The organism is Brochothrix campestris, from assembly GCF_046058945.1.
GTDB lineage: Bacteria > Bacillota > Bacilli > Lactobacillales > Listeriaceae > Brochothrix > Brochothrix campestris.
In genome coordinates, this window is record NZ_CP175511.1 from 1,285,707 (window position 1) to 1,298,746 (window position 13,040).

Below are 13,040 nucleotides of genomic sequence, written 5' to 3' on the forward strand. Positions count from 1 at the left end.
CCCCATTCTTCCCGTCGGATACGTGTCACGAATATCGGTCAGTGAACGATTTGCTGATACATGCCCACAAAAAAACTGCTGGAGTTCGGCCTAGGCATGACTACTGACAAGTGTTAGGTGTGACCGGGCTGTTTGGTTGATTCGCCTAATTAACAACAGACTGCCATCCGGATTAAGGCCATTAAATGGTTCATCAAACATGAGTAATTTGCTTGAGTAAAGTTGTTTTTTCTGCCCCGTTAACGCTAACACTTCACCGGCTTCAAAGGAGATACGCAGCTGATTATTTGTTAGTGTTTTTGCATCTGCGTATTGCTTAGAAATGTTTTTAAGGGTTAATGTTTGTATCATTTCGCCTCCCTTGTTTATCATACTGACGTCTGACATATTTACTAATAAAATAGGCAAGCAGGATTACACCTGCCAGCATCACACTAATCCAGGAGTTGGCACTCCCGGTCGTTTTTTGATTCAATTGATTGGCCGCGGCTGCTGTCAATTCAAATGTTTCATTAAACTGCCATTCCCCCTTCGTTCGATGTGTCACTGTGAGGTCAACCTGATAGCGTCCTGGTCGATAACGGCCATTGAGTTTAATCGGGTATTGCATCGCTGTTTCTGGTGTCAAATCCCATTGGCTCGTTTGACTATCCATCCGATCACCCTGTTTGTTTTTTATCACTGCTGCAAACGTTACCTCTTTTAAAAAATTAGCGTCTTGATTAACAAGGGTTAGATCAACTGATCCTCGGTTATTTTTCAAGGGTGTAACAGTTACATCTGTTACAGCCAATTGTGGCACTGGTCGGTGGTCATCGTTCCCCCTAATAATCAGCGGTAAATTGTATGAGACGCTATGACTAATCCCCTCGCTTCGTGTCTCCGCTTGCTTAGCAACATGAATGCCACCCATGAGAATACCATTAAAATCAGCCGCACCGAAGCTGATTTTCCCCATTACTGCAACACTGCTTTTCCCTTCAACGACGACGGTTTCAGGTAGCTTAATCAAATCCGTTAACTTGTAACGTGTTTGCGCAGCTTCTGGACGACTATCAGCATAATCAATGACACCATTCCGATTCGTACGTGCCTTATTTAGTTGTAGCGTATAAGTCGTTTTGACGTTTGTTTTATTGGTAATGCGGACACCAAACTCAGCTGTTTGCTTTGGTGTCCAACGAATATCAAAAAAATGTTCGACCCCTTCCGTTTGATATGCTGGTAATAAGGGACTAACCGCATACTCTCCGACTTGTTCTGCCCTCACTGCTGTTGTCTTAAAAAAGAGAGCTAACAGCAACACGACTGTTAACCCCGTTAGTATTTTTTTCATTTGTAACTCCTTCCAAACCGCTGCCACTATTTTGCGCCTATTCTGCAATATCTTTCGTTGTTGCATTTGTTAGCTGCCATTTAACAAGTGTTTGGAAAACCTTTGTTTCATTCACGTTTGTGTAAACGAGTTGAGCTCCCACTTTTTCTTTGTTTTCACCAATGATGTTTGTTGGTTTTGACAACACAGTCACTGCTGTTTCGGACAGTTCAACACCGCCTACTTTTAATGATCGTTTGGCATCGGTATCCCCGAGTTGGGCAGTCAGTGTAAATCCTGTCGTTGTTCCAGTGAAATCGGTCACCGTAAAGGCAATATCTTTCGTTCCAAAATCGATTTTATCACCGAGTGGCTGTGTTCCAAAATCTGTTTTTTCATCCATCGCCAGTATTAAATCGCCTTTAGTCACCTGAGCATCAATTGTTGTGTTGCCCGTTAAAACATCATCTGCGTGTACGTTAACTGCACCTGCTGTCATCAGCGTAAGCAGTGCTAATGAGCCTATTAGTGGATAAAACGCTTGTTTAGTTGTCATTGTCAACACTCCTATTCCGTAATATTTGTAATGACTTGCGGTTGTAGTTGCCATTGTAGTTGTGTTAAATATGTTCCGGCACTTGCCTCTGAAAAGACAGTTACACTTGTAACCAATGTGAGGACTTCTTTCACTGTTGGTCGTACTTGATCATACACAAGTGTATTTACATGTGAAATTGGTTGTTCATTAATAGTTACTTGAAAAGGCTGCCGTTCAGTCGGTATCGACAACTCTTTAACTAACAACTGCCAGCCAGATTTAATGCCGCGATAATCCGTCACAGTCGTTGTGATGGCTTGTGGTCTAACTGTTTGTTGGTTGCCGTTTAACGTCAATTCAAACGGAACATCATTCGGTTGCGACAGGCTAAATTCTCCCGGGCTAGTTGCTGCTTGAATCCGTGTCGAATCAGACACTGAAGCGGTTAGTGGATAAGCACTTAGCACTATCATTAAAGCTGTTACTACTCCGATTTCAAGTTGATGCCGTTGCTTGTTTGAGATGCACACAACGATGCAAACGGCCGCGATGAAACATAGTAACGGTTGCCAACCCAACGTGATGTCACCTAAGGCTGGCAACTGATCAAGCTCAATTTCTGCAGGATGTAACACGAGTAGCACCTCTGATTGGTGGGCACTGCCTTTGAGAGCGGTTGCCAAAATAAATATACCGCTTATTATTGGTAGCTTGAACATGTGTCGTTTCAAGAAAGTCATTACTCTGTCACCGCCCTAATTGAAGGACTGAGCATCCACTCAATTACACCTGAATCTGTCCGTAATTGCGTGGTTGCTTGATAGTTCACATAAACAAAATCAACTGTAGCTAATTGATCACTTACGACTTGCGAGCCTCGGCCGTCACTAATTAACACTGCACCATCCGCGAATGATTGATCACGGATAAATAAATAACGCTCGAATTGAGTTGCATTTACTAAAGCGGCTTGTAATTGCCAGCCTTTATCACCTTCGTCACTCACAGCTACTTTATTTTCTTTTTTCCAATATAGGTTCGTCATCGTTTCTCCTAAGTTAACATTGCCAAAAGCTTGTGACGGAGCCACTGTTAATATGAGATCACGTTCTTTTACCTTCACCTCGACAGCTTTTATCACAAGCTGACCACTCATATTTGTCAAACCATAATAGACCTGATACGTCCCGGCACGTGACATATCAACCGGTTTCTGATCATTCATCCAACTCATCTCAGCTGCAAAAGCTAATGCTCGATTATCTTCATCGGTCGCACTTACAAAGCCTTTAATCGCTTCATACGTTTCGCCAACATAATAGCTCGTATTTTTCGCTTCAATCGCTGTATAGTCTTTTTTAATCGTGATTGTTTTAGGATCGCTGTACACCCATTTAGAGGTTGCATCCTGAATTACAATCCGCACTTGATGACTGCCAGGTTGTGTCGTATCGAGTTCTTTTGTCAGCACATTATTGATGTAGTAATAGTTGATGCCTTCTGCTTTTAATGGTGTGCCATCTTTATTCGTGACTGTGTCAAACGGTGCATTCGCATCGAACGATTGACCTTGGTACAGCTCAATATCTTTTAAAACCGCCGTTGTTTGATCCGGCTTAACCGTTACCCTGGCTGTTTCACTATAACGCCAAGCATTCGTAGCATCTTGAATCACAATGCGAACATCATGTTTACCAGGAACAGATGTATCGATTTCTTTCGTCAGTTGATTGTTGACATAGTAATAGTGAATATTTTCCGCTTTAAGTGGTTCACCATCTTTATTCGTTACATTAAGAAACGGCGCATTCGCATTATATGCTTGGCCTTGATACAGTGAAACATCTTGTAATAGAACCGCTGTTTGGTCAGCGATGATGTCAACAAAATAAACCTTGGTGTATTCTTTTGGAACGCCTTGGTACAGGTAATGATACGTTAATACTTGCCGGTATTTCCCTGGTTTACTCGTATTTATTGTACCGCTAATCGTCATCGTTTTTGAATCCCAATGAAGCGGCTTATTGTGTATATCAAACCCTCGCACATAATTGTCTTTTGGGTTATACGTTTGCTTTTGGTAGAGGGTTGTGTTCGTCGTTGTAATCAAAGGGGAACGTTGGACATTGATCGCATAAGTTTTTGACGCATTATACGACCAGTTCAAAAGAAAATATTGTAATATCGGGCTGTTGATTTGAAAGAAGGTTGTTTGCCAACTGAGGTCAGTCGGTATGTTTAGATGTGATGCCGTACTTGCGCGCATGCGTTCAATTTCAAGATTAAAACGAGCTTTATTTCCTAACAAACCGATGTTAGGCGCCTTTATTCGTGCCCCTTCTTCGGTTGGAAACTCCACCGATACCACTCTCACATCGTAAACGACCTTATCATGGTTAAAGGTAAATTCAACATTATTATGATAAGGAATTATCGTTGGAAAATACCGAAAGCCATAAAATAATAAATGCCACTCGTGCGAGATTGTCGCATGCACCGGTAATTCGACATATGCCTCCAGGATATCACCAACCGCAGGACCTAACACCTTATCAGCTGCTTCAATTACTAAATCTGTTGCATACGCTGCATCTAATTGCGGTTTTAAATGCTCAATAAAAGCAGCCTTTGTTAGTTCGGTTTCTTCAATTAATTCAATCAGTGCTTTCGGCTGCGCGGGCTGTGCAACACTTGTTGTTTTTGCTTGATCGACAGTAACAAGCTCGTCAGAATAAGTTGGTGTCAGGTCCTTTGCAGTGATGGGAACAGCTAATAACAGCATTAAAAACAGAGAGCTTAGCAATATCATCAGTGATTTCATTCCCATTCCCCCTTGTAGTAATCGCACCTTTCCTTATCATCATATACACACAATTGCTGTAATGGGCTCAAAATGTAACGAACAACATATACAATGTAACAAAAAACAAATATTCCACATCAACCGCCTTTTCGTGGTTTACATAATATTATTATGAAAGCTTTATTAATTCCGCAAAAAAAATATTCGCTCCCAAAACTTCATTTATTTTCGCTCATATTTTTGTTAATACGCTATTCACTTTAACTATCGTCTCAATCAAGCTCAACGTTCACTCCCTTTTTGAACGACAAAAAAGCAGCCATCCGCTGTTGCATAGCTGCTCTATCATCACTTCAGTTAAATCATAATAGTAAAGTTACCATTGAATACTTAGTGTATTTGAGCGAAGATCTAAAGTCATCTCGCCCCCAATATAAAACGGTACAGACGGTTCGGTATGTGATACATCCACATTTGTAATAACTAACGGTAGACGTTGACACCTTAGTTCTTCTTTAAAGATGCGTTCCAACACCGTCACCTCATTCAATTGGCTTCTCGGTTCAAACGTACCGATAACAAGCGCACGTGCCTGCTCAATATTGGTCGTCATCAATAAATGTTTCAAATCCATCATGAATTTAGCAGGCAAACTATTCGAGATTCCTTCCAGTACAACCACTTTATCCTCAAAATCAAGTGGAATAGACGTCCCGATTAAGGTGTTCAGACTCTCGAGATTCCCACCCACAGCAGTGCCACTTATTTGAGCGATGTTCGGGTTCCCAATCACACCCCACGGCAATGCTAGATGTTGTTCTTGTAGATGATCCTCGATGTACCAAAACCCATCATTAAAACTAGCTGCTTTTGAAAAAGTTAATGATTCTTGGCGTAAAGCGGCGATAAATTGGTCAGTCTGTGCTTTTGAATAATTTTGGTTACTGAATTTTGCAAAATCAATGCCATAAATCGATTTGATACCATGCAAGAAAAACAGGCCATTCAATAAACAGGTTAAATCACTTTTACCACATAAGCACTTATCGGTAGCTTTATCAAAATGAAGCAACTCATCTAACAGGAGATTGCTTGTGTAACCACCATAAAGTGACATCAAGATTGTCGTGTCTTTTTCCTGATTGAATTGGCGCAGCAGATTACGGTTACTTTCCTGTGTTATCACACCTAAATCAGTTGCTTTAAAGAGGTCTCGTTGTGGGATATTTACTTCAAAACCACCTTCATTTAATACTTCAAGCGCTTGGATAATAGCTGTTGTGCTAAGCGCTGCCCCCGTGTTTGCTGGACTCCACAATGTAATATGCTTCATTTATGTTCCCCTCACCTTTCTAGTATCAATTATACGCCTCGTACACGTAAAGATTAACACAGCTGTTGTTAAAAGAACACACATAAACACTTTAAATATATTTAAGGATAAAAAAACAAAAACGCCAGCTAAGCTGGCGTCAGATTGTAGATAAAGTCAAATTAAACTGCTTTTTTTCGAATTCGCTGACAGTGACTTTGTTTTCGCGATAATAAGGCCGAAGCTAAAAATTAACGATTGTTTGAATTTAAACTTTTTAAATAACTGTACACCATTTCAGCTTTTTTTGCGCCTGTGTTCAAGCTTAGTTGGTGGACTTGATGATTGCCTTCATAAATACCAATCTCATGATGATGGCTAAAAAAAGCAAACGGCTTTGAGCCGAATTTTCGTTTCAGTGCTGGCGCTTGATAGTCTAGTCCTTTTAGAGCAATCGTTTTATAGGTTACTCCAAAAAAACGATAGGCCAGCTGGTCCGGATAAATCGTTATATTCGCACCTAAACGATAAAGTTGCCATGCGAAAATAATGGCCGTAACAATCTTAAAACCACGACTTATTTCAGCCGGATTCAAATTAGTATAACTAACAAAAAAAACAAATAGTAGCAACGCAATTTGAATGTATTTTTGCTTACCGTATCGATATAATGTCATAAATCCTCCTATGAATCAAAAAGGAGCCGTTAAACGGCTCCAGATTGTAGACAATGTCTAATGAAACTTTTTTGTGAAAATAATTAATAGCTTTCAGATAGTTGAACGAGCAGACTTCACTTTTAGTTTAAAAGCTCATTAATTTTTGCGACAAGTTCAGCGACTTCAATTTCAAAGCTTTCGCCAGTTGCACGAACTTTAACTTCAACAACGCCTTCTGCTGCACGTTTACCGATTGTCACACGGACAGGTAAACCAATCAATTCACTATCAGCGAATTTAACACCAGGACGTTCTTTACGATCATCAATTAATGACGTTAAGTTGTTCTCTTTCAATAATTGTTCGATTTCTGTCGTTAATGCGGCTTGGGCTTCATCAGCTGGTTTAATTGGAATTAAATGCACGTGATATGGTGCCAATAATTTGTTCCAAACGAGGCCTTTATCATCTGCTGTTTGCTCGATGATGGCTGCCATTAAACGAGAAATCCCCAGACCATAGCACCCCATAATAAATGGTTGTTGGCGACCATTTTCATCTAAGTACGTCGCTTTCATTGCTTCAGAGTAGAGCGTGCCCAATTTGAAAATATGCCCCACTTCGATACCTTTAGCAAAGCTTAATGTGTTTTTACCATCCGGTGTTAAATCGCCTGCTTGTACCATCCGTAAGTCGGCAAAAGCTTCGACCGTAAAGTCAACACCATGATTCGCATTTTGGAAGTGGAAGTCTGACTCATTGGCACCCACTGTAGCATTAACGATATCTTGCACGTTATTATCAGCATAGATTTTCATTTCTGCTGGTGCATTAATCGGTCCGAGTGAACCATAATCTGCGCCCATAACTGTCATCGCAACTGTTTCGTCTGCTAAGGCAATTGTATCGAGATCTAGCATGTTTTTTAATTTAACATCGTTAAACTCATGATCGCCACGCACTAATACCATCACAACTTCATCGTCTGCTTGAACTAATAATGATTTAATCGTTTGTTCGATTGGCACATTTAGTCCTGCAACAACATCAGCAATAGATTTCATGCCTGGTGTAGCCACTTTTGTAAGGCTCTCTTTTGCTGCTGTTGAAGGCTTCGCTTCGTAGTACACCTCAGCCATTTCAACGTTGGCAGCATAGTCACTGTTTTTATCATACACGATAGTATCTTCGCCGACCTCAGCGATAACTTGGAATTCACGTGAGCCTTTACCACCAATTGCACCGGAATCAGCAATAACTGAACGCCATTGTAAACCACAGCGGTCGAGGATTTTACCATACGCTTTAGCCATATCATCAAAGGTTGCATCCAATGTTTCCGTTTCTGAGTGGAATGAGTACGCATCTTTCATTAAGAACTCACGGCCGCGGAGTAAGCCAAAACGTGGACGACGTTCGTCACGGAATTTTGTTTGAATTTGGAAGACAGTCAAGGGTAATTTTTTGTATGAATTAATATCATCGCGTAATAAGTCCGTCACCATTTCTTCATGCGTTGGTCCTAACGCAAAATCACGGTTGTGACGGTCTTTCATCTTCATTAAATCAGCGCCGTATTTATCCCAACGACCTGATTCTTTCCAAATTTCAGCTGGTTGTAAGACCGGCATTAACACTTCAGTCGCACCGATTTCAGCTAATTCTTCACGAACGATTGCTTCAATTTTATTTTTAACGTTTTGTGCAAGTGGCAAATATGAATAAATGCCACGAGCGCTTTGGCGAACATAGCCCGCACGAATTAGGTATTGATGGCTTTTTATCTCAGCGTCACTTGGGACTTCTTTTAAAGTCGGAATTAAAATGTTTGATTGTTTCATATTAGATTCTCCTCGATGTTCATTTTATTTGAAAAAGAAACGGGTAATGTCGTTCCATGTAACGAGCACCATCAATAACATTAGCAGTGCAAACCCAATTACAGTAACAAGACCTTCTTTTTTAGAGTCTAGCGGTTTACGGCGAACTGCTTCTACAATTAAGAAGAGTAAGCGCCCACCATCTAGCGCTGGTATTGGTAATAAGTTAATAATACCTAGGTTAATACTTAAGACGGCACCCCATTGCAAGAGCATAATTGCCCCATTGCTGACAACTGTTGCGGTGCTTTGGTAAATATAGACCGGTCCGCCAAGGCTATCTAATGAAAAGCCACCAGAGACCATGTTTTTAAGTGACACAAAAATTTGTTTAAACCAGAAAACAGTTTGATCAACACCATAGTTTAATTTCGCGCTAATCGTACTATCTTTTGGTGCCATTACACCAATTTGGCCCACTTTTTCGGTATCTTGTGTTACTTTCTTCGGTGTAATCGTAATATTTTTAACTTCCCCATCTCGTTCGAGTGAAAAAGCAAGTTCCTTTTGTGGATTTGCACGAACGATGGTTGTCATGTCTGTCCATGACTCGATTTTTTCACCATTAATTGTTTTAATAACATCATCTGCTTTAACACCAGCTATTGCTGCTGCTGAACCAGACTGAACCTCACCCATTCTCGCATCATCGGTCGGCACGCCACCAGAAGCGAAGGCAAACACGATGAACAGGAAGAATGCTAAAATAAAGTTGAAGAGTGGCCCCGCTGCAATGGTCATAAAACGATGCCACCATGATTTCGAGTTGAATTGACGGTCGAGCGGCGCAATCGCGCGTGTTGTATGACCATCTACCATCTCACAATTACGGGCAACGGGATAAGTGACTACGGTTTCGCTCTCATCGCCTAAGACGATTCCACGAACAAATAGGTCCTTTTCTAAATCCGCAGCTGCGACTTCAATCGGTTCAATGTTTGGATATTTATCAAGGTTGGATGTCATAATTTGACTTACTTCGCCAGCCTCATTAAACATTAAACCCACGCGATAACCTGGCGTTAAGACAACGGGTTCGTCATCTTGCCCCGCCATTTGCACGTAGCCCCCTAACGGAAGTAAGCGTACAGTATACAATGTTTCTTTTTTCTTATATGAGAATATTTTCGGACCGAAGCCGATGGCAAACTCTCGTACCAAAATCCCTGCATTTTTAGCAAAGAGGAAATGGCCGAGTTCATGGAAGAACACAAGTAAGCCAAAGACAACGATAAATGCTAGTATATTTTCCATTTGTCACTCCTTCTGATTAGCAATGCTTCTGCACCGCGCGATCGAATCTAAATTTAAGGTCATTCGTTTACAGGTAACGGATGTACATCGTGTTGTTGCGAATTATGCAGCTGCTACAGTTATTCCCCTAACGTTCCCCCTATTTAGAGTCATTTCTCCTCGTGCTTACATAAATTGTAAAATAATCATCATTGGGAACACAAATAACCAACTATCAAAGCGATCATATAAACCACCGTGTCCTGGTAAAATCTTACCCGAATCTTTAACGTCACAATAACGTTTAACGGCTGACTCGACTAAGTCCCCACATTGACCGACAATCGATAAGACAATCGTACCGATAATAATATGAATCAGGCCGACATCGATTGGAAAAATCAATGTATAAGCAACTGCTACGATCGTCGCAATTAGGGTTCCGCCAATTGATCCTTCAATTGTTTTATTCGGTGAAATTGTCGGTGCTAATTTAGTTTTACCAAATTTTCGTCCGACAAAGTAAGCAAAACTATCGGTTAAAATAACGATTAAAATCGCAAATACAATCAGGTTTAAACTCTCGTTTCGAATCGTCAAAAACGAACGGAAACCAGCTGCGATATATAACGTTAAAATAATCCCTAAGGCAGCTTGCGCAACATTGACCTTATCAGCAGATAAGACACTTGCAGTTAAGTTTAGCATCACGATAACGGACACAATTAAGATGAAACTAATGTTATAATCTGCTAAATATGTCACAGCTTCATTTGGCAATAAGATAACCCAGCCTAATAAAAAGAGCAGGATACTATCGATTGCAACCAGAGAGCGTTTTTGCATGCGAATCACTTCGCCAATGGCAATCGTTGTAATAATGTACATCAAGGCTTGAAAGGCGTTCCCACCAATGACAAGAAATGGTACAAATACAGCTAATGCCACGATTGCTGTAATAATACGTGTTTTCATTTTATTGTTCACACTCCACTTTTTTTACTTTGAAATGCCGCCAAAGCGACGTGTACGGTGTTGATATGTTGCCACGGCCTCTGTCAAATCGGCTGCATTAAAATCAGGCCAATGTTTGTCGACGAAGTAAAATTCGCTGTAAGCAATTTGCCAGAGCATAAAATTACTGACGCGCATTTCACCACTCGTGCGGATTAATAAATCCGGTTCGGGATAAGAAGATGTCATTAAATGCGCTGCTAGTCTTTCCTCTGTTAACTGTTCGACTGTCCCATTTTCAGCGAGCAACTCACGCATTGCTGACTGCGCTGCTGAGATTATCTCAGCACGACCGCCATAATTTAAGGCGAAGTTCAACACGAGTCCGGTATTATTTTTAGTTGTTTCCATTGCTTGTTTTACCACATTTTGCGTTTGCAGTGGTAAGGCGTCATGATACCCCATGACATTGACACGAACGTTTTCAGCCATTAATTCAGGCATAAATGTATCAAAAAAATCGACGGGTAATTTCATTAAAAATTGGACTTCATCGGTTGGACGTTTCCAATTTTCAGTTGAAAAGGCATATAAGGTTAACACCTCGACACCAAGTTTACTCGCTGCCATCGTAATTTTTTTCACGGTGTCCATGCCCTCTTTATGACCTGCAATTCGGGGTAACAAACGTTTGTTTGCCCAACGACCGTTTCCGTCCATAATAATTGCGATGTGTTGCGGTATCTTGTCTGTCGTTAGCTGTTGAGGTAAGGCTTTCGTTCCGTTTGTTTTTTTAAATAGTTTATTAAACATAGTTTATCCCCCACAAGGTTTTTATGCAAAACCTAACTTATTGTTCTCGTTAATCATACCAAAATAAGACGTATGATGCATGATTTAGTGGCGAAACTTAGCCAATTATTAGTGTTTTATCATAATCGGACCCGTTTTCTAATCAAATAGCCGACCAAACACCAAAGAACGAGTGGTGGATGGCCGGCTATGCGTTTTAACGTTAAACAGACATAATCTCTTCTTCTTTATCTTTTGTTATGCTGTCGATTTTTTTAATACTTGCATCCGTATATTTTTGAATATCATCTGATAATGAACGCAACTCATCCTCAGTAATACCGCCTGCTTTTTCGCCTTTTTTAAGCTCATCGTTCGCGTCACGACGGACGTTACGTACTGATACTTTTGCGTTTTCAGCTTCAGCTTTAACTTGTTTCGCTAAAACTTTACGACGTTCTTCAGTTAAGGCTGGAATTGTTAAACGAATGACTTCGCCATCGTTTGAAGGTGTTAAACCTAAATCTGAAGCGAAAATCGCACGTTCAATTTCAGTTAATGTGCCTTTATCAAATGGTGAGATGAGTAAGACGCGTGCTTCTGGTACTGAAATAGAAGCTAATTGATTTAAAGGTGTTTGCGCACCCCAGTATTCAACCGTAATACGGTCTAAGATTGATGTGTTGGCACGGCCAGCACGGATGTTTGCTAATTCACGTGTTAGCGCATTTTCTGCACCTGTCATACGCTCTTTTGCTGAGTTTAAAATTTCTTTTGACATTTTAATATTTCCCCCTAACAGTTGTTCCGATTTTTTCGCCCATAGCGGCACGTTTAATGTTACCATATTCGTTTAATGAGAATACGACTAATGGGATATCGTTGTCCATACTTAATGATGAGGCAGTTGTATCCATTACTTCAAGTCCACCCGAGATAATATCAAGGTATGATAATTCTTCGTATTTCGTTGCAGTTGCATCTGTTTTAGGATCGGCAGTGTATACACCATCGACGTTGTTTTTACCCATTAAAATAACATCTGCTTCAATTTCTGCTGCGCGTAATGCTGAGGTTGTATCTGTTGAGAAGTAAGGGTTACCCGTACCCGCTGCAAAGATGACCACACGGCCTTTTTCTAAATGACGAATTGCTCGACGACGAATATAAGGTTCCGCAACTTGACGCATTTCAATCGATGTTTGAACGCGTGTCGGTACACCAACGTTTTCAAGTGAATCTTGTAATGAAAGTGAGTTCATGACTGTCGCTAACATGCCCATATAATCGGCGTTTGCACGGTCCATTCCCATTTCGCTACCAATTTTACCGCGCCAAATATTGCCGCCACCACATACAATTGCGACTTCAATCCCTAACTCGATAACTTCTTTCACCTGTTTAGCAATAGAGTTGACAACGGTTGGGTTAATCCCAAAACCTTCTTCGCCTGCTAATGCTTCACCGCTTAATTTTAATACGACACGTTTATATTTAGGTGTATTCATTGTTAACCTCCGCTCAATTTTGCAATCGATTTATTGATATTCTTTA

General features: G+C 40.7%; 13 protein-coding genes. All 13 read right to left on the reverse strand.

Going from position 1 to position 13,040, the window contains the following annotated elements:
• Positions 1 to 90: 90 nt before the first annotated feature.
• A complete protein-coding gene (locus tag ACJYYY_RS06350) occupies positions 91 to 351 on the reverse strand; it encodes a hypothetical protein (protein ID WP_035313738.1) in 261 nt (86 codons plus the stop codon).
• Positions 329 to 1,336, reverse strand: a complete 1,008-nt coding sequence (locus ACJYYY_RS06355) for a WxL protein peptidoglycan domain-containing protein (protein ID WP_408868727.1) — start codon at positions 1,334 to 1,336, stop codon at positions 329 to 331. The genes ACJYYY_RS06350 and ACJYYY_RS06355 overlap by 23 nt, the downstream gene beginning before the upstream one ends.
• Positions 1,337 to 1,373: 37 nt before the next feature.
• On the reverse strand, positions 1,374 to 1,871 hold the full coding sequence (locus tag ACJYYY_RS06360; protein ID WP_035313740.1) for a hypothetical protein: 498 nt from the start codon (positions 1,869 to 1,871) through the stop codon (positions 1,374 to 1,376).
• Between the two features lie 11 nt (positions 1,872 to 1,882).
• Positions 1,883 to 2,593 carry a hypothetical protein gene (locus tag ACJYYY_RS06365; protein WP_156921133.1) on the reverse strand — a complete coding sequence of 237 codons (711 nt, stop codon included), beginning with the start codon at positions 2,591 to 2,593 and terminating at the stop codon, positions 1,883 to 1,885.
• Positions 2,593 to 4,674, reverse strand: coding sequence for a bacterial Ig-like domain-containing protein (locus ACJYYY_RS06370; protein ID WP_035313741.1), 2,082 nt, complete (start codon positions 4,672 to 4,674; stop codon positions 2,593 to 2,595). Before ACJYYY_RS06370 ends, ACJYYY_RS06365 begins: the two co-directional genes overlap by 1 nt.
• 358 nt (positions 4,675 to 5,032) lie before the next feature.
• A complete protein-coding gene (locus ACJYYY_RS06375) occupies positions 5,033 to 5,989 on the reverse strand; it encodes an LD-carboxypeptidase (protein ID WP_035313743.1) in 957 nt (318 codons plus the stop codon).
• Positions 5,990 to 6,219: 230 nt separating this feature from the next.
• Positions 6,220 to 6,645, reverse strand: coding sequence for a hypothetical protein (locus ACJYYY_RS06380; RefSeq protein ID WP_408868728.1), 426 nt, complete (start codon positions 6,643 to 6,645; stop codon positions 6,220 to 6,222).
• 122 nt (positions 6,646 to 6,767) lie between these two features.
• Positions 6,768 to 8,468, reverse strand: a complete 1,701-nt coding sequence (locus tag ACJYYY_RS06385; RefSeq protein WP_035313747.1) for a proline--tRNA ligase — start codon at positions 8,466 to 8,468, stop codon at positions 6,768 to 6,770.
• 24 nt (positions 8,469 to 8,492) lie between these two features.
• The gene (gene rseP, locus ACJYYY_RS06390) at positions 8,493 to 9,761 is read right to left on the reverse strand and encodes an RIP metalloprotease RseP (RefSeq protein WP_035313749.1); all 1,269 of its coding nucleotides are present in this window, start codon (positions 9,759 to 9,761) and stop codon (positions 8,493 to 8,495) included.
• A 165-nt stretch (positions 9,762 to 9,926) separates the two neighbouring features.
• Positions 9,927 to 10,715, reverse strand: a complete 789-nt coding sequence (locus ACJYYY_RS06395; protein ID WP_035313751.1) for a phosphatidate cytidylyltransferase — start codon at positions 10,713 to 10,715, stop codon at positions 9,927 to 9,929.
• A 24-nt stretch (positions 10,716 to 10,739) separates the two neighbouring features.
• Positions 10,740 to 11,507 carry an isoprenyl transferase gene (locus ACJYYY_RS06400; RefSeq protein ID WP_408868729.1) on the reverse strand — a complete coding sequence of 256 codons (768 nt, stop codon included), beginning with the start codon at positions 11,505 to 11,507 and terminating at the stop codon, positions 10,740 to 10,742.
• A gap of 202 nt (positions 11,508 to 11,709) precedes the next feature.
• A complete protein-coding gene (gene frr, locus ACJYYY_RS06405; RefSeq protein ID WP_035313753.1) occupies positions 11,710 to 12,267 on the reverse strand; it encodes a ribosome recycling factor in 558 nt (185 codons plus the stop codon).
• Between the two features lies 1 nt (position 12,268).
• Positions 12,269 to 12,994: a UMP kinase gene (gene pyrH, locus ACJYYY_RS06410; RefSeq protein WP_035313754.1), complete on the reverse strand. Its 726-nt coding sequence runs from the start codon at positions 12,992 to 12,994 to the stop codon at positions 12,269 to 12,271.
• Between the last annotated feature and the right edge of the window lie 46 nt (positions 12,995 to 13,040).